Source organism: Acinetobacter septicus (assembly GCF_019355975.1).
In the GTDB taxonomy this organism is placed as follows: Bacteria; Pseudomonadota; Gammaproteobacteria; order Pseudomonadales; family Moraxellaceae; genus Acinetobacter; species Acinetobacter ursingii.
In genome coordinates this window covers 3,462,937-3,483,513 of the sequence record NZ_CP079898.1, presented here as the reverse complement: position 1 = coordinate 3,483,513, position 20,577 = coordinate 3,462,937, and the positions used below count along the sequence as shown (strand labels likewise).

The 20,577-nt window shown below is 41.4% G+C and carries 35 protein-coding genes; 16 read left to right on the top strand and 19 right to left on the bottom strand.

Annotation, left to right across the window (positions count from 1 at the left end; translation table 11 throughout):
* Window positions 1-11 precede the first annotated feature (11 nt).
* The 17 genes from I6L31_RS16415 to I6L31_RS16340 form a co-directional block, all read right to left on the bottom strand.
* Window positions 12-263 carry a hypothetical protein gene (locus tag I6L31_RS16415; RefSeq protein WP_005003583.1) on the bottom strand — a complete coding sequence of 84 codons (252 nt, stop codon included), beginning with the start codon at window positions 261-263 and terminating at the stop codon, window positions 12-14.
* Window positions 260-754 (bottom strand): hypothetical protein, encoded by a 495-nt coding sequence (locus tag I6L31_RS16410; RefSeq protein WP_005003580.1) that lies wholly within the window; start codon window positions 752-754, stop codon window positions 260-262. The genes I6L31_RS16415 and I6L31_RS16410 overlap by 4 nt, the downstream gene beginning before the upstream one ends.
* Window positions 755-806: 52 nt before the next feature.
* Complete coding sequence (locus tag I6L31_RS16405) at window positions 807-1,004, bottom strand: hypothetical protein (protein ID WP_005003574.1); 198 nt, start codon at window positions 1,002-1,004, stop codon at window positions 807-809.
* 34 nt (window positions 1,005-1,038) lie between these two features.
* Window positions 1,039-1,332 (bottom strand): hypothetical protein, encoded by a 294-nt coding sequence (locus I6L31_RS16400; protein WP_035272031.1) that lies wholly within the window; start codon window positions 1,330-1,332, stop codon window positions 1,039-1,041.
* A 30-nt stretch (window positions 1,333-1,362) separates the two neighbouring features.
* Window positions 1,363-1,641, bottom strand: coding sequence for a DUF968 domain-containing protein (locus I6L31_RS16395; protein WP_005003573.1), 279 nt, complete (start codon window positions 1,639-1,641; stop codon window positions 1,363-1,365).
* A complete protein-coding gene (locus I6L31_RS16390; protein ID WP_035272029.1) occupies window positions 1,628-1,810 on the bottom strand; it encodes a hypothetical protein in 183 nt (60 codons plus the stop codon). The genes I6L31_RS16395 and I6L31_RS16390 overlap by 14 nt, the downstream gene beginning before the upstream one ends.
* A gap of 4 nt (window positions 1,811-1,814) precedes the next feature.
* Window positions 1,815-1,937: a hypothetical protein gene (locus I6L31_RS18470; protein ID WP_260564124.1), complete on the bottom strand. Its 123-nt coding sequence runs from the start codon at window positions 1,935-1,937 to the stop codon at window positions 1,815-1,817.
* A 742-nt stretch (window positions 1,938-2,679) separates the two neighbouring features.
* Window positions 2,680-3,231, bottom strand: a complete 552-nt coding sequence (locus I6L31_RS16385; protein WP_005003572.1) for a hypothetical protein — start codon at window positions 3,229-3,231, stop codon at window positions 2,680-2,682.
* A 9-nt stretch (window positions 3,232-3,240) separates the two neighbouring features.
* Window positions 3,241-3,666, bottom strand: coding sequence for a VRR-NUC domain-containing protein (locus I6L31_RS16380; protein WP_005003571.1), 426 nt, complete (start codon window positions 3,664-3,666; stop codon window positions 3,241-3,243).
* Window positions 3,663-3,959 carry a hypothetical protein gene (locus I6L31_RS16375; RefSeq protein WP_228128602.1) on the bottom strand — a complete coding sequence of 99 codons (297 nt, stop codon included), beginning with the start codon at window positions 3,957-3,959 and terminating at the stop codon, window positions 3,663-3,665. Before I6L31_RS16375 ends, I6L31_RS16380 begins: the two co-directional genes overlap by 4 nt.
* A gap of 40 nt (window positions 3,960-3,999) precedes the next feature.
* Window positions 4,000-4,368, bottom strand: a complete 369-nt coding sequence (locus I6L31_RS16370; protein WP_005003569.1) for a hypothetical protein — start codon at window positions 4,366-4,368, stop codon at window positions 4,000-4,002.
* Window positions 4,365-4,604 (bottom strand): helix-turn-helix domain-containing protein, encoded by a 240-nt coding sequence (locus I6L31_RS16365; protein WP_005003568.1) that lies wholly within the window; start codon window positions 4,602-4,604, stop codon window positions 4,365-4,367. The genes I6L31_RS16370 and I6L31_RS16365 overlap by 4 nt, the downstream gene beginning before the upstream one ends.
* The gene (locus I6L31_RS16360) at window positions 4,601-5,923 is read right to left on the bottom strand and encodes a replicative DNA helicase (protein ID WP_005003567.1); all 1,323 of its coding nucleotides are present in this window, start codon (window positions 5,921-5,923) and stop codon (window positions 4,601-4,603) included. Before I6L31_RS16360 ends, I6L31_RS16365 begins: the two co-directional genes overlap by 4 nt.
* A complete protein-coding gene (locus I6L31_RS16355; protein ID WP_005003562.1) occupies window positions 5,923-6,717 on the bottom strand; it encodes a hypothetical protein in 795 nt (264 codons plus the stop codon). The genes I6L31_RS16360 and I6L31_RS16355 overlap by 1 nt, the downstream gene beginning before the upstream one ends.
* Window positions 6,717-6,872: a hypothetical protein gene (locus I6L31_RS16350; protein ID WP_005003561.1), complete on the bottom strand. Its 156-nt coding sequence runs from the start codon at window positions 6,870-6,872 to the stop codon at window positions 6,717-6,719. Before I6L31_RS16350 ends, I6L31_RS16355 begins: the two co-directional genes overlap by 1 nt.
* Window positions 6,873-6,911: 39 nt before the next feature.
* Complete coding sequence (locus tag I6L31_RS16345) at window positions 6,912-7,187, bottom strand: hypothetical protein (protein WP_005003560.1); 276 nt, start codon at window positions 7,185-7,187, stop codon at window positions 6,912-6,914.
* Window positions 7,188-7,197: 10 nt separating this feature from the next.
* Entirely contained in the window at window positions 7,198-7,386 is a 189-nt protein-coding gene (locus I6L31_RS16340; RefSeq protein ID WP_005003559.1) for a hypothetical protein, read from the bottom strand.
* Window positions 7,387-7,492: 106 nt separating this feature from the next.
* Between I6L31_RS16340 and I6L31_RS16335 the strand changes: the two genes are divergently transcribed.
* From I6L31_RS16335 to I6L31_RS16260, 16 genes are all read left to right on the top strand, one after another.
* Window positions 7,493-8,212 (top strand): LexA family transcriptional regulator, encoded by a 720-nt coding sequence (locus I6L31_RS16335; protein ID WP_005003557.1) that lies wholly within the window; start codon window positions 7,493-7,495, stop codon window positions 8,210-8,212.
* A 202-nt stretch (window positions 8,213-8,414) separates the two neighbouring features.
* A complete protein-coding gene (locus tag I6L31_RS16330) occupies window positions 8,415-9,254 on the top strand; it encodes a pentapeptide repeat-containing protein (RefSeq protein ID WP_219349270.1) in 840 nt (279 codons plus the stop codon).
* Complete coding sequence (locus I6L31_RS16325; protein WP_004997230.1) at window positions 9,251-9,472, top strand: hypothetical protein; 222 nt, start codon at window positions 9,251-9,253, stop codon at window positions 9,470-9,472. The genes I6L31_RS16330 and I6L31_RS16325 overlap by 4 nt, the downstream gene beginning before the upstream one ends.
* On the top strand, window positions 9,469-9,690 hold the full coding sequence (locus I6L31_RS16320; protein WP_004997228.1) for a DUF7446 family protein: 222 nt from the start codon (window positions 9,469-9,471) through the stop codon (window positions 9,688-9,690). The genes I6L31_RS16325 and I6L31_RS16320 overlap by 4 nt, the downstream gene beginning before the upstream one ends.
* Window positions 9,687-10,085 carry a hypothetical protein gene (locus I6L31_RS16315; RefSeq protein ID WP_005003550.1) on the top strand — a complete coding sequence of 133 codons (399 nt, stop codon included), beginning with the start codon at window positions 9,687-9,689 and terminating at the stop codon, window positions 10,083-10,085. Before I6L31_RS16320 ends, I6L31_RS16315 begins: the two co-directional genes overlap by 4 nt.
* On the top strand, window positions 10,082-11,143 hold the full coding sequence (locus I6L31_RS16310; RefSeq protein WP_005003548.1) for a hypothetical protein: 1,062 nt from the start codon (window positions 10,082-10,084) through the stop codon (window positions 11,141-11,143). The genes I6L31_RS16315 and I6L31_RS16310 overlap by 4 nt, the downstream gene beginning before the upstream one ends.
* Before the next feature lie 10 nt (window positions 11,144-11,153).
* Window positions 11,154-11,936 (top strand): phage recombination protein Bet, encoded by a 783-nt coding sequence (gene bet / locus I6L31_RS16305; RefSeq protein WP_005003546.1) that lies wholly within the window; start codon window positions 11,154-11,156, stop codon window positions 11,934-11,936.
* Window positions 11,917-12,522 carry a lambda exonuclease family protein gene (locus tag I6L31_RS16300; protein ID WP_005003544.1) on the top strand — a complete coding sequence of 202 codons (606 nt, stop codon included), beginning with the start codon at window positions 11,917-11,919 and terminating at the stop codon, window positions 12,520-12,522. The genes bet and I6L31_RS16300 overlap by 20 nt, the downstream gene beginning before the upstream one ends.
* Entirely contained in the window at window positions 12,522-12,791 is a 270-nt protein-coding gene (locus I6L31_RS16295; protein WP_005003542.1) for a hypothetical protein, read from the top strand. The genes I6L31_RS16300 and I6L31_RS16295 overlap by 1 nt, the downstream gene beginning before the upstream one ends.
* Window positions 12,779-13,342: a hypothetical protein gene (locus I6L31_RS16290; RefSeq protein ID WP_005003539.1), complete on the top strand. Its 564-nt coding sequence runs from the start codon at window positions 12,779-12,781 to the stop codon at window positions 13,340-13,342. Before I6L31_RS16295 ends, I6L31_RS16290 begins: the two co-directional genes overlap by 13 nt.
* The gene (locus I6L31_RS16285; RefSeq protein ID WP_155237296.1) at window positions 13,335-13,502 is read left to right on the top strand and encodes a hypothetical protein; all 168 of its coding nucleotides are present in this window, start codon (window positions 13,335-13,337) and stop codon (window positions 13,500-13,502) included. Before I6L31_RS16290 ends, I6L31_RS16285 begins: the two co-directional genes overlap by 8 nt.
* 28 nt (window positions 13,503-13,530) lie before the next feature.
* Window positions 13,531-13,782: a helix-turn-helix transcriptional regulator gene (locus I6L31_RS16280; RefSeq protein ID WP_035245739.1), complete on the top strand. Its 252-nt coding sequence runs from the start codon at window positions 13,531-13,533 to the stop codon at window positions 13,780-13,782.
* 112 nt (window positions 13,783-13,894) lie between these two features.
* Window positions 13,895-14,479, top strand: a complete 585-nt coding sequence (locus I6L31_RS16275; RefSeq protein ID WP_004990052.1) for an anthranilate synthase component II — start codon at window positions 13,895-13,897, stop codon at window positions 14,477-14,479.
* Window positions 14,480-15,529 (top strand): anthranilate phosphoribosyltransferase, encoded by a 1,050-nt coding sequence (gene trpD, locus I6L31_RS16270; RefSeq protein ID WP_005003525.1) that lies wholly within the window; start codon window positions 14,480-14,482, stop codon window positions 15,527-15,529.
* Between the two features lie 10 nt (window positions 15,530-15,539).
* Window positions 15,540-16,346: an indole-3-glycerol phosphate synthase TrpC gene (gene trpC, locus I6L31_RS16265; protein ID WP_005003522.1), complete on the top strand. Its 807-nt coding sequence runs from the start codon at window positions 15,540-15,542 to the stop codon at window positions 16,344-16,346.
* Between the two features lie 142 nt (window positions 16,347-16,488).
* The gene (locus tag I6L31_RS16260) at window positions 16,489-17,196 is read left to right on the top strand and encodes a Smr/MutS family protein (RefSeq protein WP_005003518.1); all 708 of its coding nucleotides are present in this window, start codon (window positions 16,489-16,491) and stop codon (window positions 17,194-17,196) included.
* Window positions 17,197-17,206: 10 nt separating this feature from the next.
* On the opposite strand, the gene xdhC is transcribed toward I6L31_RS16260, so the two are convergent.
* Entirely contained in the window at window positions 17,207-18,184 is a 978-nt protein-coding gene (gene xdhC / locus I6L31_RS16255; RefSeq protein WP_171064988.1) for a xanthine dehydrogenase accessory protein XdhC, read from the bottom strand.
* A 12-nt stretch (window positions 18,185-18,196) separates the two neighbouring features.
* Window positions 18,197-20,575, bottom strand: coding sequence for a xanthine dehydrogenase molybdopterin binding subunit (gene xdhB, locus I6L31_RS16250; protein ID WP_005003513.1), 2,379 nt, complete (start codon window positions 20,573-20,575; stop codon window positions 18,197-18,199).
* Window positions 20,576-20,577: the final 2 nt, after the last annotated feature.

The following is a 20,577-nucleotide window of genomic DNA, read 5'->3' as shown; positions in this document are numbered from 1 at the left end:
ACTCACCTCAATCAATCGTTCTCGATCTTGGCAGTTCGTCTTCCTGTTCGCTTAGTTGCAACAGGAGTTCGTTGCTCTGTTCCAGTGCTGCCAGAATTATCTGATCCTTGTTCGCTATCTGCTGAATCAGTGTTGTGTTCTGCTCCACTATCTTCTGCATCAGCGCCAGTAATTCGCTTGATAGCTGCTGCTGTTCGTTCTTTTGCTCGTTCATATTGCTGTTTAATCCATTCACGCCTTTCTTCACATGATTTACATGTCATACCCTACTCTCCATCACCCACATCAAATCTTCAGGCGTTTCCAACCAACACCCCTGCTTATTACAAAACGCATGAATGTCATTTAGATACTCAGTGAATTGTTGAACACTTGCGTCTGTTGTGCTGATCAGTTCATTCAATCCTGATGCCACATATTGATACATTGGATGTTTCTGTTGTTTTAATACTTTGACTGCATCAAACGTATTTCGATACTGACCCACATCATCACGATAAAAGATGACAGATAGAAACTTTCGTTTGAAGAACAAATGCTCAGTGTCTTTATCAGAGCCTTGATGCTTTGCCCACTGTGTAAGCCATTTCCAGTACAAGCGGTTTTGCGCCTTACTGCGGTCATCTTCCTTCTGATCCACCCGAACAACAAGTGGCTTATTCTCGAAATTGGCTTTGGTGTAGTTTGTATGTAGGAATGCGATAACACTTGTAATTTGAGCATGATCTTTGATGACGAATGTTTGCGCTTTCATGCGTCACCTCAATAAAAAACCACCCGAAGGTGGCTTAAACTCTCAACTGTGGTTAAATTTTTTCAATAGAATAATCTCTATCTAAAATCATATCTTTACTAAACGTCTGTGCTGTATCATTGGCTTCATCATAGCTACCAAATACGCCTATTTGCCTAGCCAATCCTCTATCAGCGGTTGTTGTTACATCACCATCTTCACTTGGGATAAAATATTCATTACTGTCAAGCAGCTTTACTAAATAACCCATTTCACTCTCCAGCCTTTTAATATTGTTCTACGATCTACCTTTTCAATGGAAGTAACTTAATCTTCCATTCCCTTCCAAAGCGTGATTTTAGGTATTCTTCATATTCAGTCTTATCTCTTTCAAAAGTTTCCTGCGTTACTACTATTGCTATCCTTCCACCTGATATACCGTATCTGGTAACACCATTTTCTGCATCTTCTGATGTTGTGTTATTTGCAAGAAAAACCGTTGCTACGCCATCTTTTATTAACTGTTGTCGATTCCTTATTATTCTCGGGCATTTATTTTCAGGAATCTCAACCCCCACGACATATCCTTGTGTTGCCAATTCGCACCCCAAACAAATTAAAATTAATATTTAAAAAATATCTTCTTTTACCCTAATTAGCAACATCCTTTCAGTCTTTTCCAGCATCTTCACAAACCATTCTTTTGATTCTTCTCTACCCATCGTTTTGTATTGATCAAAATCACTATGGCAAGAATGACATAACGGAATTGTAAATTGATCATCTGCTTTAATCCCCTTACCCTTACCATGCTCGCCAAAATTTGAGTGCGCTGCCTGACTATTTGGATTACCACACTTCACACAAGGCAGCTTTCTAATTGCTGCTAGTCTTTTATGGTCTCGCATAGCGTTTGATATTGTGTTGAATGTTATTGATCTGCTTGTCTATATCGTGAATACGATGCTGACATGCTTGTTTGAACTGAAACGTTGAATTGAGATGATTAAGACTTTCTAGTTTCTCTTTGTCTTGATGCAATGATTCAAGATTCTTCTTTGCTTCGATTAAGTCCATACAATCACCAATTACACCAAACCAAATAAGCTGCAAATAACATCACAGCCAAATAAAACACCGTTTTGATTACGTTCTTAAACTGCTGACAATCTTCTTCAATTTGTTTGAGTTCTTCTTCGTCCATATCAACACCATTTAGTTACGTTTGCTTTATTGCATCGCAAATCGACATGACTAAAAATAACTAAGTTTGTCTGAAATAATTTCATTAATTTACCTATTAAAAACAATTATTTACTTTATTTCTTAGCTACGTTTGCTTTGTTCTTATTAACTTAGATGAAATGAGCTTTGCAAAGAGAGCCTTTACTGTGGTGTGAGGTATCTTATCATTTGCCTACCACATACTCTTTGTGCCCACCCACTTCTCTAAATTAGCGACATAAAAAAAGGTATGCACAATTGACACACCCTTGCCTTAGATTACGATATTGATCAGCTCGGCATCTGATCTACCGCTACTCAACACGACAAACATTTTAAAGTTAGCTATTGATCTGCTCTGTGTCTTTCAATTCCATTGGTTGGGGAGTCACCCACAATTTGAGGCTCTGAGGCTAACTCAATGTGTGACGAAATCACATTGGATTCAAACCGATTTATACGGCTGGTTTCTGCATCCCACCGTTTGCGCTTCTAGTTCACCATTCTTCTGGCAAACGTCACAAATCCAAGTTGCTTCTAAAGCTAACGATCTTTCATGAGTCGATCCTCAATAGATTACTTGTGCACGTCACAAGCACCTTTATAAATTTCAGACAACAAAAAAGCCCACCTTTCGATGAGCTTTAATGAGTTGGTCTCGGATAACAGTAATACGACCAGTATAGAAAAACTATACTCTAGTTTCCGAAATAATGGAATCCCTATACTTTCATATCTTTGTAAGTATTTTTTCTATACTTTTCCACAGCTTTAGCCGCTTCATCAATTGCGGATTCAATTGACATTGTCATAAGGTTTTCATAGCACTTCCATGTCTTTCTATAGCACTCCACACTCATTTGATTTGATCTAATGCCAGCATAAGCCAAACGCCCTTTAGCGGTGTAGTTATCTTCTAAATCAGGGTCTAATGCGAAATCCAATACCATCTTGGCTACCAACCAACCGAGATGATACATTGCAATGCCCTCTGGTTCTCGCTTCTTATCATTTACCGCATTCTTAATTAAGATATTTGCCAAATGTTGGCGAACAAACTCATAATCACTTTGAGATTTTCCCTCAAACACAATCAAAGCTGTTACTGACTTTGCTAACTGAGTATCCATTGAAGCAATAGCACCCAAGCGATCTTGATAATTCAATGGTTTCTCTCCTGTGCCACGAACACACGGTTCTAAACTTGGCGAACTCGCTGTTAAGCCATGAGTCAACCATTCAAACTGTTCAAACTTAGCTGCTACTGCATTCATACCTTCACCTCAAATACATAAATACTTTTTAATTTCTTGTATTGCTTCGTCCGCCCCAAAGCAGACTTTGCACAGATAACCCTGCGCCTCTAATCGCTGAATCATGATTTGCTGGCTTGGCTGCAACTTCCCTTTTTGTGCTTTCAATTCAATCCATAACCCATGAGCTTGACCATTAGAAACAATGAGCTGTAAATCTGGTACACCTGCCTTTACTCCCATCTTTTTAAGCTTCGTCGCTTCAATGATATTTCTTGACCCACCATTGGGAATGTGAAATAAATAATCACTCAACCGTCCGTCTTTGAACTTCACTCGATGCGCCCATGACATGACTGTGATTTGCTCTTGATCTTCGGTCGGCACACGATTGAACTTCTTAGAACGTGCAATCTTTTTTGATTGAATCCGTTGAGCATCTTTGAATGTGGTCATGCTTCACCCACTACCTTTTTAATTTCATGTATGCAAAACCTAAGTGCAAAAACACGCTGATCATTGCCTTGCTTTAAATTTTGCTCTTTCGCAATCTCCAACTGACTGACAAGTAGGCTTGCAGAATTTCTTAATTTGTCGTTTTCTAACTTTGCCTTGTACAACTCGTGAGCAAGACGATCTACTTCTAAAATCGCCTGTTCTCGTGTCAATTTTTGATCTACGAAACAAGCCCCGCCCGCATGACAATACCCATCACCACCACAGTGACCAAAGCCATGCTTGCAGCGCATTACAGCGTCAGTCCATATATTTGTGTCTTTGCTTAAAAGATCATGTTCGCATGGGATTTTGATTGCTTTCATGCTTAACGCCCTCAATTGCCCGCATTCCCTTTTTCATCATTTCAAATTGGGTTTTAGAGCATGGTGTTTTACGGTTTTTGATCAATCCGATCTTTGTGCTTGAGCAATTCATGTAATTCGCCAACTCCAAAGTTCGACCTAATTTCGCATCTAGCCAGTCACTTAATTCTTTCGCTTGTTCTTTGCTCAATCTCGGCATCTGAGTTTGAGTTTTAGCCCTGCCACGCAACTTGATTTCCCGATTATTAAATTTTTGCTTTGGCGCAATCTCCGAGAATCCCTGAAGCACTGTAATTTTGTTGCCCTGTGCTAACCATTCTTCTACTGTTGTTGTCATGGCTTATCTCCAAACAATCGCTTAGTTTTCTCGCTTGCAAAATATAATTTGTCGTGACCAACCCTTTTAAAGTAAAGCCACCCTGACTCGCTCAAAGACTTACAAAGTCTCTGCGCAGTGCGCTTACTAACACCAAGCTTAAGTTCAACTTCCTCGATGTTTAGGGCTTTATCTGTTTCAGCAAACTGACTCAAAACAAAAATAATATTGTCAAATATTTCTACGTAATTACTCATGCCGCACCTCCTTGATCTTCTTCCTTAATCCCCGCGAAACGACAAATATCTAAACGATCAATCGCACGAACCACACCACGCTTGCCGTGTCGGTTTTTAACAACACACAGCTCCGTAACACCTGTTGGAAGGTCTTCATTGTCTGAAATTGGATTAGCCAAAACAATCTGATCTGCATCTTGCTCAATCTGCCCAGATTCTTTGATGTCAGATGCCTTAGGTCTTTTGCTTTTTTCTGCATCACGGTTTAATTGCACAAGCGCAATTACTGGGCATTTAAACTCCTTGGCCATCGATTTGAGTTCACGGCTAATTGAGCTAACTTCTTGAAACCGATCTTTCTTGCTTGGATCTCGCACAAGCTGCAAGTAATCAATAACGATACAGCCAAGCCCTTTAAATCTGCGATCTGCTCGACGTGCATATGATCTGATTTCAGAAATTGACGGTTTTTGTTTGTCTTGAATCCATATTGGTAGTTTTTCGTATGAAGCCTTGGTAGCCGCATAATCTTTCATCAAACCATTGTAGAGTTCAGCATTGTGAATGTTGTTGTATGGAATCGCTCCTAACGCGCTGATCATGCGATTTGAAAGGGTTTCCTTATCCATCTCAGCAGACACAAACAAAACGCCTTTACGGTGGATTTTTGCAGTGTGGATTGCCAACATTTGAGCAAGTGTTGATTTACCCGATCCTGGACGACCACCCACAACACAGAAATGCCCTTTTTGAATCGTTCCTAGCAAATTATCCAGGTGAGCAAGATTGAATTGAACACCTGTATAAAGCTTTTTGTCTTTAGCTTCCGCTTTCTCGATCATCTGTTTTAGTGCGCTATCAATTGCATCCTCAAAGCTCACGCCATGGTCGTTTTGCTCATCACTATCGACTTGACCCAGTAGATTTTCAGCTTCTGCGAATACATCCACTTGCGTTGTGTCTTGTGCTAGTGCTGTGATGCGCTGACCGATAGTTTCAACTTGACGATGTGCTTTAAGTTTTTTAAGTTGACCGATGTAAGATTCGCAGTTGTAAAAACTACTTGGCGCTTCTGACATCAACTCAAGTAAATATTGCTCACCACCCATGAGGTGCAACACATTTCTTGATTTCAACCACTGCTCGACCATGACTGCATCGTAAGGCTTGTTGTTGTTCGCAAGATCAACAATTGCTTTGTAAATTTCCGTATGTCGTTCAGAGTAAAAACACCCTTCGTCTAGATCATTCCCTACCGTTTCCATTGAAAGCGCGGTTGTCATCAAAGCACTTAAAACAGCTTGTTCCATTGCAATGTTTTGAATACGACTGCTCATCACCACGCTCCATAATCAAGTTGTGAATCAGGGGTGGTTGGTGTTTCATTTGCTTGTTGTGGCTGTGGGAATAAGCCTATGAAACGATCAAGTTTTTCTGGCTCACGACAGATCAATTCGATGTCGGTATAACCGCCTTGAACGTGGTAATCAGACTTAGAGCAATTCAAGATTGCATGTTTGATGTCTTCAACCAGATAGCCATCAACAAGACGTGCTTGAATTTTTTTAGCTCGTTTATCAGAGAGAATCGTTTTTTCATTTTTACTGAATGTGGTTTTCCAGAACTCGAAAATCTCACATATATCTTTCTTAATATTTTCTTTCTTATTTGTTTCTTTCTTAGTAGCGCCATTTTCGGGGGTAGTCTCCCCTCCATTTTGGTGGGTACTCCCCATTCCATTTTCGGGGGTAGTCTCCCCTCCATTTTCGGTACTACCATCCATTTTGGTGGGTAGTTCAAACTCAGGATGAATGATTGAGAATTTATTAGTCTCGCCAGTTGATCTTTGCACAATAATCAACCCCAATTGTTCTAATTGACGAACAGAATCAGTCAAGGTTTTAAGCTTCTTAATACCTGTCTTTTCTTGAAGGAAATTAGATGTCAGTGACCAATTGCTGCGCGAAAATCCATCTGTAAAGCGACTAATAACGAAATAGCATTTTAAGGCGCTACCAGTCATTTCAGACACATAGCCCTTGTCCACCAAATAGTTTGGCGTTCTAGTGTATTTATCTTCCACTGGGGTCGCCTGCTTTAAATATTTATCTAAGTCAAAACCTATATTCATCACCCACCCCACGCAAAGTTAGCCAACTCAGCTTTAGCTTTCGCTACAGCAGACGCAGTTATGAGTGAAGGTTGACGTACATAAGCCTCAACCGCTTTTTGAAATAAACTAATCTTTCGATTTAGTTCAATGTCTGTTAAAATTTGATAGTTCATTTGATTTATCTCACTGAACATAAAGCCTGATCTTGTACATCAGGCTTTTTCTTTGTCTGAATCCCCGCAAATCCCTTCCAATCCCTCTGAAATACAAACCTCAGTAGAGATATCCCGCACTAAAGCTTTTAATCCCAAGCGCTCAAAAGATTTTGCTTGTAAATTAAGTACATGCCACTCACCCACAATTTCTTTTTCAAGAAGAAATGCGAGGTACTGAGCAAGGTCTTTACCCTTAATTTCAGCAAGTGTTTTTGCTCGTTCATGGATTTCAGGAGATAAACGAACATGCGTCGATTTCTTTTCCAGACTCATTTATGTGTCCTTATGCAGCAGTATTTCTTTGAATGTTTGGATTTAAAAAAAGATGTGGATACTCAAGCTTTACCTTTGCAGGTATGCCGCGCGTCATCCAGTTTTGTACCCGTTGTTTATCTTTGTAGCCAAGCAGCTCAGCCACTTTTGTTGAGCCACCTAGCTTTAAAAGAACTTCTTTATCAGCCTCGATAGTCATGGTTGCCTCAAATAAACATTTGTTTAATACATAGTAAACGGTGTGTTTACTAGTGTCAAATCATTTGTTTAACACAAAATGTTTACTTTTCTGGATAATATGCATAATGAACCAATTGGATTTTGAAATGACCACCGAGACCCTGCCTCACCCTTCTGTTATAAGGCTTTTGGAAGCGAGTGGGAGGACACAAGAAGAAACCGCAAAGTTAATCGATGAATCACCCCAAACAATTACTAATTGGAAAAGACGCGGTGTTTCTAAAGCTGGGGCCTTGAAAGCATCAAGTAAATTTAATGTTTCTGCGAACTGGATTCTTACTGGGATTGGGGAAAAAGAAAGTATCGATATAACAAAAGTTGTTGAGTGGGATTCAAACACACCTATTGATGACGATGAAGTAGAAGTTCCATTTTATAAAGAGGTTCTAGTTTCTTGTGGCTCTGGCTCTTTAGCGGAAATCATTGGCAATGAGACACGAAAGCTTAGGCTTAGTAAGGCAACCTTGCGTCAATATGGCGTAGAAAGCTCCAATGCCTATGCTTTAACAGCCTTTGGTGATTCCATGACTCCCGTGATAAACAATGGGGCTACAGTGTATGTTGATGTTGGGCGCACCAATATAATTGATGGAAAAATTTACGCCATTAATCATGGTGGATTATTTAAGTTCAAATTTTTATATAGGATGCCTAAAGGCGGCGTAAGAATAGTTAGTGCAAATAAAGATGAATATCCAGAAGAAATTTTAACAGCCGACGATATTATGGATCAGGATTTTAGTGTTGTAGCATATGCGTTTAATGTTCAAAATCCATTACCATAAGTTAAACATTTTGTTTTCTATTGACCGCCAAGTGCGGTCTTTTTTATGTTTTTGTTTATTAATAAGAAAACAAAAAAATAAACATTTGTTTAAATAATATGTTGACTAAAGTAAACGCTGTGTTTACTATGATCTCACAGACAAACAAAAAGCCCTTCTCGACTGGAAATCAAAAGGGCTTTACTCAAAGAGTGAGGTCATTATGACACAGAATTACGAAATTAAAAATCGCTGGACTGGTGAGGTCCTTTTCTCTTGTGAAATCCCTGACGGTATGGAATCTGGAATGATTGCACGTCATGCGGTTGAGACTGCTATTGCTGAGGGCGCGAATCTTGGGGGCGCGAATCTTCGGGGCGCGAATCTTGGGGACGCGAATCTTGGGGGCGCGAATCTTGGGGGCGCGAATCTTCGGGGCGCGAATCTTGGGGACGCGAATCTTGGGGGCGCGAATCTTGGGGGCGCGAATCTTGGGGGTGCGAATCTTTGGGGCGCGAATCTTGGGGGCGCGAATCTTGGGGGCGCGAATCTTGGGGACGCGGATCTTGGGGGTGCGGATCTTGGGGGCGCGAATCTTGGGGGTGCGAATCTTTGGGGCGCGAATCTTGGGGGTGCGAATCTTTGGGGCGCGAATCTTCGGGACGCGGATCTTCGGGGCGCGAATCTTGGGGGCGCGAATCTTGGGGACGCGGATCTTGGGGGTGCGGATCTTGGGGGCGCGAATCTTGGGGGTGCGAATCTTTGGGGCGCGAATCTTCGGGGCGCGAATCTTGGGGGCGCGAATCTTCGGGACGCGGATCTTCGGGACGCGAAAAATGCTCCGCTTATTATCCCAACCTTACGATGGCTTGTTTGCATTAATGGATTTGGTTACATGCGAATCGGCTGTCAAAACCACAAAGTAGAGCAATGGAAAGCTTTTACAGATCAAGAAATTAGTCGCATGGATAGTGATGCTTTGAAATTTTGGAATCAATACAAGGTCATGCTTTTGGCTGCTTGTGAAGCGCATGTTCATTCTGATGAGGAGGTTGATCAATGACACAAAACGAATTAATCGATCAATTGATCAAGAATCAAAATGAGAAGCGAGAAAAGCTTGCTTCATCATCATTTATAAATTTGCTTTCAATCGGCTTTGTTGTTCTGTTCTTCGCGTTCTTATCTGCTGTTTTTGTTTATAAGGCTGCTGATGAGATGGACTATCAAGAAGCGAAAGCTAAGGCTTATCAGGCGCAGTTTGCGGGAGATCAGAAATGAGTAAGAATCCAATCAAGATCATGTCATCAATACTAACAAATACAATTTATGCAGGTCGTGTAAACCCGAAAAATCAAATGTTTGTTGGTGAAAAAGAGGATGTTACAGACACGGCAGTTTCAGCGGTGGCTCAATATCTGCTGCATAAGGGTGTTGTTCTTGAGTTTCAATCTCGGGGTAAAAAATACCGCTTAGAGGTAAATGAGGTGTCAGAATGAACACTTACTATAAGCCTGAAGTTTTTGCTGCCTCATTTCCAGAACTTGCGCTTGCTGATGAATTTATAACTCAAGCGAATTTTGTCTACTTCACACTTGAAGTATCTGGCGATGGCTACCCTGTTTATGTATCTGGGGTGATTGAAGCATCTGAGAAAGAAGATTGCTTTGAATATAACGCTTCATCTGATCCGCAAAACGCAGTTGATATTGACTTTGATTATTTAGAGGTTGATACGCAATCACTGGCTTTGGTTGAGGATTTCTCGGAATACGAAGTCAGTAATGGGATGAAATTTAAGCTTACAGAAGCTCAAGCGCAAAAGTTGAATGAGTGGCTTAAAGAGCATGCGATTGAGCAGAAGACAAATCATTTAAAAGGATGTTTAGCATGAGTGAATTACAAGTTATTGAGCAAAATGCGATTGTTGCAGCATTCCAATCTCAAGGTGGTACAGACGCTTTATTTGAGCGTATCGCTGAACAGGCTCGCTCGGTTGTGCCTGATGTGACAACAAAAAAAGGGCGCGATGCAATTGGGTCATTGGCTGCAAAAGTAAGCTCAAGCAAAAAACTTGCTGAAAAATATGCTTTGGATTTGGTTGCTGACCAAAAAGCTCAAATCAAAATTGTAGATCAAGACCGTATTCAATTTTGCAAAAAAATGGATGCGCTACGTGATGAAATTCTTGCACCACGCGATGCTTATGAACAAGCTGAAAAGGATCGTGTAGCGAAGCATAAAAATTTCATCGCATCAATTTTTACCATGGGTGCATTTGAACAGTACGAAAACCGTGGTAGCGACTACATTAAGCAGATGTTTTCAAACATCGAAGATATTGTGATTGATTCTTCTTTAGAAGAATTTGAGCAAGAGGCCAAAATTGCCAAATTTGAAACACTTGAAAAGCTGCGCACTGCCCTTGCTGCTCGTGAAAAATATGAAGCTGAACAAGCCGAATTAGAACGCTTGCGTCAAGCTGAATTAGAGCGTCAGCAACGTGAACGTGACGAAGCTATTGCACGTCAGGCTGCCGAAAACGCGCGCATTGAAGCTGAAAACAAAGCTCAGGCTGAACGCGAACAAGCCGAAAAGTTAGCGCGTGAATTTGCTGAGCGTGAAGCACGTCTGAAAGCTGAAAAGGAAGCTGCGGAACTGCGTGAAGCTCAATTAAAGCAGCAAGCGATTGAACAAGCAAAACAAGCTGAGATTCAAAAGCAGCAAGCGATTGAAGCGGAACGCCTACGCATTGAAGCTGAACAAGCTGCAAAGATTAAGGCGGATCAAGAAGCGGAAGCAGTGCGTTTGGCAAATAAAGAACACATGCGCTCAATCAATCGCGAAATTCTAAACAAGCTTTGTGAAATAGGACTAGATGAAGGTCAAGCAAAAGCGGTCATTACTGCGATTGCAAATAATCAAGTTCCGCATGTTTCGGTTAAATATTAAGGATTAGAAGATGAATGCACCTGCAAATAACAATATTGTTCTAGCTCAAATGCATAAAGTGGCTGTGGCGTTTGACATGGTTGATGTGGATCCTGAACAGTTAAAAAAGACGTTAATTGATACTGTGTTTAAAGGCGCGAACGATGTGCAACTTGTCAGCCTTTTGATTGTTGCTAACCAGTACAAGCTCAACCCATTTACTAAAGAAATTTATGCATTCCCTGCTAAAGGTGGTGGAATTACCCCTGTTGTTGGGATTGATGGTTGGGCGCGAATTATTAATGACAATCCTGTTTGTGATGGTATCCAGTTTGAGCAAGATGATGAATCATGTACTTGCAAAATCTACCGCAAAGATCGATCACACCCTACTGTTGTGACTGAGTATTTGAGCGAATGCCAAGGCACATCTGAACCATGGAAAAAATACCCAAAACGCATGCTTCGTCATAAAGCGTTAATTCAGTGTGCGCGTGTTGCTTTTGGCTTTTCAGGTATTTATGACGAAGATGAAGCGCGACGCATAGATGATTGTCAAACTTCACAGGTTAAGACGGTTACATCTGACGTTCCAGATGGATACCAAGAGTTTGAGGATGAGCACTTGCCTACCCTGAATCGTGAATCGCAATACGGTTCAGAACGCCTTAAGAGTGCGTATGAAGCCCTTCCCCAAGGTTCACACAAAAACCACTTGTGGGCAAAGCATTCTGTCAACTTAAAAGGAATCGCGCAGTTTGCCGACCAAGCCTTATCCAACCAAGGAGAAACCTATGAACATTCTCCAGCGTAATGAAGATTGGTTTGCAGATCGTGTAGGCAAAGTGACTGCAAGTCGTGTCAAAGATTTGAATGCGAAGCCTATGAAAGGAAAAGCTTTAAATGCATTGGGTTTAACTATTCTTGCTGAGCGTCTTACTGGTGTTCAAAAAGAAATCCCAACCAGCTATAGCATGCAGTGGGGAATCGATAATGAACCCCATGCTATTGCAGCGTATGAAAATGAAACAGGTAATTTTGTGGATGGGACTGGTCTTATTGATCACCCTTTCATTGAAATGTTTGGTGCGTCACCTGACGGGCTTGTAAGTAATGATGGGCAAATTGAAGTTAAGTGCCCTGACACAACAACGCACCTTAATACGCTTCTGACTAGAAAGGTTCCTGATGAATATATTCCACAGATCACCAGTCAATTGTCTTGCACTCGTCGTGAGTGGTGTGATTTTGTGAGCTATGACCCACGATTGAAAGCAGAACTTCAGATCATTGTTATTCGTGTATTTGCAAAGGATTTGGATATTTCTGGCATGGAATCTGATGTTCGAGCATTTAATAAAAGCATTGATGAAGCAATCAAAAGCTTAGGGGTGGCGTGATGATCCTACCAGAACAGCTTTTAGAAAAATTCCTTGTCTTTAACTGCAACGCTGGATTTGCAGTTAAGGGCACAAGCAAAGGCTTGCAGCTAAGCCGTAAGAATCAAAAATCACTCTTTATAAGTCACAAGGGTGAAATGAATAAAGAAGCGCAAGAGCGTTACCAGTTAATGCTTAAGTTGTGGTTTAGGGATGGTCGCAAGTTTATGGACGATCTCAATACTGAAGTTAGACGAATTTATAGGATGGTGGCGAGATGGTTGATTTAGAGAAAGAAAGAAAGGCGTTTGAAGAACAATGGAGACTTTTAGGAGGTCATTTGCTATATGTTGAATGGTCAACTGACAATATGTACTCGTTATCTCCAGCTGCAAAAGTATTAAATAAAAATGATCAAATATCACTATTTAATACCATAAATACTGCATGGGGATTGTGGGTTGTTCAGGCTAAGCAGAATAAAACCGAAATCGACTCACTCAAAGCTGAAAACGCGGCTTTGAAAGAGAGGTTGCAAAAGATAGAGGATGGTGAGTTTGTGGTGGTGCCGAAATCAGAAATCGGAAACTACTATTTCGATGATAGTGAGTGCATTTACATTGATGAGCCTGATAGTTTTTTATCTGAATTAGATGTTGGTGAAGTTTGCGAAGTAAAGCGGCGAGATTATTTTGATCTACCAACTCAGTATGCAGCAAAAGTCTTCATAGATATTGACAATATTGAATGGAGGTTGTTTGAAAGCGAACTTGAGGCAGAAATTGCAGCAAATGAGTGTAAAGACAAGTTTTGGGGAGAGCAAGGAGATGGGGATGAGTGAAAAGAAGCCATATGTAGAAATTTATGCGCGAGATGGTTATTCACTCAAGATGAATATAGAAGATATTTCAGATGTTTATTTTGTAATTCTATTTTTGATGACCGCATTTATAAGAAAGTCAGATTCTGTAAGTGTTGTTGAAGAAGCTGACGGAGGTTGATGTGAGCAAAATAATTATTGAACAAAACATGCTTGAAAAGATTTACGACGAGCTTCAACAGTTGAAGAAACAAGTTACCATTACTGACGAACGTCGTGTCTCTATAAAAGAATTTGCACAACGCATGAAAATGACTGAAGTAACCTTTTATGATCGAATTAAGAAAGGTGAAATTGACCCGCCCCGTAAAGATGGGCGATATAGTTACTACCTTAACTCGTATGTGAATAAGGTAGTCACAAAGACATCAAATTCTGATAAAGTAGCCGCTTACACATAGCGGCTTTTTAATGTCTCATAATTCAATACTTTAACAATTGTGAGTAACTTTGTGAGTAACATTAATTAAACCACATTGCATAAATCAATTAAATCAATAGGTTGCAATTAAAATGCTTCTCATGATCGACAATTACGACTCTTTTACGTACAACATCGTCCAATATTTTGGCGAGTTAAATCAAGACGTTAAGGTAGTTCGCAATGACCAAGTCACTCTTGAGGACATTGAACGATGGCAACCAAAGTATTTGGTAGTCGGTCCTGGCCCATGTTCTCCGACTGAAGCAGGGATTTCCATTCCTGCCATTCATCACTTCGCAGGCAAAATTCCCCTGCTCGGTGTTTGTTTAGGGCATCAGGCAATCGGTCAGGCTTTTGGTGGCAATATTATTCGTGCCAAAACGGTGATGCATGGTCGTTTATCAGATATGCATCACATTGATAAAGGCATTTTTAGTGATTTGCCATCGCCATTTTCAGCAACACGTTATCACTCTTTAGTGATTGAACAGGAAACGTTACCTGAGTGTCTGGAAGTGACCTGCTGGACTAACCAAGCTGATGGCTCTATGGAAGAAATCATGGGGGTTAAACATAAGACATTGCCTGTAGAAGGTGTGCAGTTTCACCCTGAATCTATCTTAAGCCAGCATGGTCACCAAATCTTCAAGAATTTTTTAGAGATTTATGCATAAATGAATATTCAACAAGCGTTAAATCATATCACCAAAAATATTCATCTGACCCAAGCACAAATGGAAGATGTGATGCGTAGCATCATGCAGGGCGAAGCCACCGAAGCACAAATCGGTGCCTTGATGATGGGTTTGCGCATGAAAGGTGAAAGTATCGATGAAATTACCGCTGCGGCGCGTGTCATGCGTGATCTGGCAATTAAAATCGACGTGAGTGATATCAACTATTTGGTTGATATTGTAGGTACAGGCGGTGATGGTCAAAATCTGTTTAATGTATCCACTGCGTCCAGTTTTGTGATTGCTGCGGCAGGTGCCACCATTGCCAAGCATGGCAATCGTGGTGTATCTAGCAAATCGGGTTCATCAGACTTATTAGAACAAGCTGGGATTAACCTAGATCTTGATATGCAACAAACTGAACGTTGCATCCGTGAGATGGGCGTTGGTTTTTTATTTGCGCCAAATCATCATAAAGCCATGAAATATGCGGTTGGTCCACGCCGTGAACTCGGCATTCGTAGTATTTTCAATTTACTCGGCCCGCTTACGAATCCGGCTGGGGTAAAACGCTTTGTGATTGGGGTATTTTCAGATGAACTGTGTCGCCCAATTGCAGAAGTGATGAAGCAACTTGGTGCAGAACATGTCATGGTGGTGCATTCCAAAGATGGACTGGATGAAATTAGCCTTGCCTCTCCCACTTATGTCGCAGAGTTGAAAAATGGTGAAATTATCGAATGGATTTTAAATCCTGAAGATGTAGGCATCACTTCTCAAACTTTGAGTGGTTTAATTGTGGAAGACTCTAGCGCCAGTCTGAAATTGATTAAAGACGCGTTGGGACGTAAAAAATCTGAAATTGGTGAAAAAGCCGCAAATATGATTGCCCTCAATGCAGGGGCTGGTATTTATGTATCAGGACTCAGCACCAGTTATAAACAAGGTGTGGCATTGGCGCATGATATTATTTACGGTGGGCAGGCTTTAGAAAAAATGAGCATTCTGTCTGAATTTACAAAAGCATTGAAGCAATACTCAAACAACTGAGGTTATCCAAATGATTCAGATTCAAAATACCATTCTGGGTAAAATCGTTGATCGTAAACATGAAGAACTGGCAGATCGTTTAAAACAACGTAGCCTAAAAGACGTAGAAGAATGGGCAAAACTGGCAACACCTGTTCGTGGCTTTGCACAGTCTTTGCGTAGTAAACGTCCCGGTGTGATTGCTGAAATTAAAAAAGCATCGCCCTCTAAAGGTGTGATTCGTGCTGACTTTAATCCTGCGGAAATTGCGGCGCAATATGAACAGGCAGGTGCAGCCTGTTTATCTGTACTGACCGATGTGGATTTTTTTCAGGGTGCCGATGAAAATATTGCGATTGCTCGTGAAAATTGCAATCTGCCTGCATTACGCAAAGACTTTTTGGTTGATCCTTACAATGTCATTGAAGCCCGTGCTTTACAGGCAGACTGTATTTTATTGATTGTGGCATGTTTATCGGATCAGCAACTTGAAGAAATGTCTAAGACTGCATTTGAATATAATCTGGATGTCTTGGTTGAAGTGCATGACGAAGAAGAGTTAGAGCGCGCACTCAAACTCTCTGAACAGTGCTTATTGGGTGTGAATAATCGTAATCTTAAAACATTTGATGTCGATTTAAATACCAGCTTGCGCTTAAAGAAACTGCTCGATCCATCGCGTTTACTAGTGACTGAAAGTGGGATTGCCACTCCTGCCGATATCGCCATGATGCAGCAACATGATATTCATGCATTTTTGGTCGGTGAAAGCTTTATGAAGCAGCCTCGACCAGATCAGGCATTTACTGCGTTATTTGGTGTGCCAGAGCAGCTTTGATTTTTTGATCACAATAGAATTACTTGCTCTTAAAAAGTCAGTGATTCTATTGTTATTGAATAGTTTGATTTTTTCATCTATTCCACTTTTAATACTATAATCATCACAATATATTTTTCTATTGTGATTTTCTATTTCAATCATGAGTAAGCACGACACCTCCCTTTCCAAAGCCCAACAGGACTTGTTAAAACAGTTTAAAAAACAAATCTCGAACGGTCAGGAACAAGCAAGTAACAAACAAACTGCAAATAAGCAGCCCATTTATAACGGTCCGAAAAAAATAGAACCGGAAGATGACAGCCAACTGTTTAGTAAGGCCTTGCAAGGCGTTCAACCTATTGATCATGGCAATATCGCCAATGTCAGACCCAGCCGTAGTAAAAAGGTTGATGCTCAGACACTGGCAAAACGTGCTGCAGCAGAAGGTGCTGCTGAAACTGAAATGACTGAAATTTCAGATACCCAGGCCATTTTAAACCCTGTTGCCAGTCAAGCCAGCCTGAGTTATCGCATTGCGACCTTACAGCATAAAGTCTTTGAAGACTTAAAAGCGGGTAAATTACGCTGGTTTGAAGCGGTTGATTTACATGGCTGTACCGTTGAGCAGGCTCGTTCAGCAGTCCTTGAGATTATTCAAATAGCAAAAGCTGAAAATCAAAATGTGATTAAAATCGTACATGGCAAAGGACCAGAAGCCATTTTAAAAACCTATGTGAATGGCTGGTTACGCCAGCATCGCGATGTATTGGCATTTGTCAGCGCACCAGAAAATCAAGGCGGTACAGGTGCGGTTTTGGTTTTACTTAAACGGGCAGAAAAGAATCCAAAATATGATGCACAGAAATGATTCCATTGCATCATTTCTGAATATTAAACACCTGTAGCAACTGTGCCACGACTGACACTGCAATGATTGTAGGTTGCTTGGAGCTAATCCCATCGATACCAATCGGGCAAACCAGAGATTCAAGTTGAGTTTGTGGATAACCCCGTGCACTCATGCGTTTTTCAAAAATCGCCCGTTTACTTTTTGAGCCAATCATTCCGACATAGGTAAAAGCTTGATCTGAAGGTTTCAACGCTTCAAAACACAATTGCAAATCTAACTGATGATCGTGGGTTAAAATCAAAATTGCCCCTGATCGATCAAAATGAGTAATTTCCGCTTCTGGCACATCAGTACTGATACACTTGACTTGATCCATTAAATCACGTGGAAAAATGTCGTCCCGATTATCCACCCAAGTGATCTGTACCCCGATCGGCAATAAACAGCGCACAATCGCCTCACCCACATGACCTGCACCAAAAATCATCACTTTCATGGCATAGGGTTGAATACTTTGAATCCATTGCCATCTGGAATCATCTTGCTGAAATTCACTGTTAGATGAAGCCGATGAATCATTTGCAATCGACCAACTGGATGCCTGACCATCCGACACTGTCCTGATGATACTTTGACGTTTTTGCCATGCAGCCTGACAAGCAATCAGTTCATCCTTAATGGCTTCTATTTTTTCAAATAACAGCCACATCACTCCGCCACAACATTGTCCTAAACGTGCACTAAGATTGAATCGTTCAATCCGTTGATGGCATGATTCAGAACTCAATAGCATTTGTTTGGCAATATCGATCGCCTGAAACTCCAAATGTCCGCCACCGATAGTATCAGATTGCTGAATCTGTTGTTGCTGATCGAGTCGTAACAGCATGGTTGCCCCTACTTCTCGTGGGGTTGAACCATCTGCACGAAGCACAGTGACCAATACGACAGAAATATCTTGCTGCTGCCATTCGACCAAGTCTCGCCACCATTGTAAATGCTGCATCATGTTTAATGGTTAACGCAATTTTGGTTCTGGGCGATCCAGCAATGCATGACCTCGACCGATTGAAATCGCACGTAGAATTTCTTCTGCTGTCGCGGGTGCATTTAACTCAAGCGGTGCATCCTCTGGAATCGCAGCTTGTACGGCTTGGCGAATCGCAGAGAATACCGAAAGTCCTAACATAAACGGCGGCTCGCCCACAGCTTTAGAGCGATAAATAGTATCGACAGCGTTTTGATTATCAAACAATTTGACATTAAAGACATGCGGAATATCGACGCTAGTCGGGATTTTATATGTCGACGGCGCATGGGTAAATAAACGTCCTACATGTGGCCCTTGCGGTTGCCAATACAGCTCTTCAGTGGTGAGCCAGCCCATGCCTTGTATAAAACCACCTTCAATCTGACCAATATCAATGGCTGGGTTAATCGAACGACCGACATCATGCAAAATATCAGTTCTTAATACTTTCATTTCCCCCGTCAAAGTATCAATCGCCACTTCACTGACCGCCGCACCGTAGGCATAGTAGAAAAATGGACGACCTAAATGATTGACCTGATCATAATGAATTTCTGGGGTTTTATAAAAACCACTGTCCCAAAGCTGCACCCGTGCCATATAAGCACGATTAACCAAATCAGGAAATGCCCACGACTGACCATTACTTGTAGTGACTTGATTATCTTCAAACTGAATGCCTTCAACATCACTTTGACTTATTTCAGCCGCAAGTTTGGCAAGGCGTTCACGAATCTTGATACAGGCATTTTGTACGGCTTTACCATTTAAATCAGCACCACTCGAAGCCGCAGTTGCTGAAGTATTCGGTACACGTGACGTATCCGTTGCAACCAAACGCACCTGATCAATGGCTAAACCGAGTTCATGCGCAGCAACTTGACGCACTTTGGTATATAAACCCTGCCCCATTTCGGTGCCACCATGGGTGATGGCAACTGTGCCATCCATATACACATAGACCAGTGCACCTGCTTGGTTATAATGCACCGCATTAAAGGAAATACCGAACATGAGTGGTGTCAGCGCAATTCCACGTTTAATGATGTTATTATCTTGGTTAAATAAATCAATCGCTTGTTTACGTTTAAAATATTGACTACTTTCCAATAACTCTTCGACAATTTGTGGCGCAACATTGTCCCGAACTTCTGCGCCATAATGCATATGGTCACGACCATTGCCAGGCTTTTCTGCAAAAAAGTTACGTTGACGCACCAAGACTGGATCGCATTTTAGAAAACGGGCAATGTCGTCAATAATCACTTCAATGACAAACATTCCCTGTGGTCCACCAAAACCACGATAGGCTGTATTGGATACGGTATTGGTTTTACAACGTAAATTACGCAGTTGCACGGCATTTAGATAATACGCATTGCCAATATGACAAATCGCACGCTCATTCACTGGGCCTGATAAATCCGCAGAGAAACCACAATTGGATGCCAATTGAACTTTTAAACCCTGTAAAACTCCTAAATCGTCAAAAGCCACCGACCACTCATAGGCAAAACCATGACGTTTACCCGTCGAACTCATATCGTCATCACGGTCTAAACGAAGTTTGCATGGACGACCAGATTTCTGTGCTGCAAGAGAGGCAATACACGCCCATTGTGCCGACTGCGATTCCTTACCGCCAAAGCCACCGCCCATACGACGTGCCTCAACGCTGACCTGATGCATATTGAAACCTAATGCATGACAAATCAGTAATTGCATTTCGGTGGGATGCTGAGTCGAGCAATAGACTTTTAAAGTGTGATCTTCTTGAGGAACCGCATACGAAATCTGCCCTTCTAGATAAAAATGCTCTTGTCCACCGAGTTCAATAGAACCAGAAAGTTGATGCGATGCAGTTTGAAATGCCTGCTCAACCTCACCATGACTAAAATCGACAGGTGGCAACACCCAAGATTGCTGTTCAATCGCCTCTTGAATACTTAAAATCGGGGTTTCAGGAGCATATTCAATCTGGGCTAAACGCACAGCTCTACGTGCCTGTTGATAAGTTTTAGCTGCCACCACAAACAACGCCTGACCATAAAATTCGACCTGATCTTTGGCAAAAATCGGATCGTCTTTGACAATTGGTCCCCAATTGTTTTCAATAGTGACATCATCAGCCGTATACACTGCATAGACACCATCTGCCTGACGAACTGCGTTTAGGTCAAATTGTGTGATTTTACCTTTTGCACATTGAGAAAAACCGACTGCCAGATGTAAGGTATTTTCAAGCTCTGGCAAATCATCAATATAGGTCGCTTGCCCTGTTACATGTAAATGCGCACTTTCATGTGGAATCGATTGCCCTGCTTTGGCCGATGCTTTTAAACTCTTTAAGTCGATGGACTGATTCATTG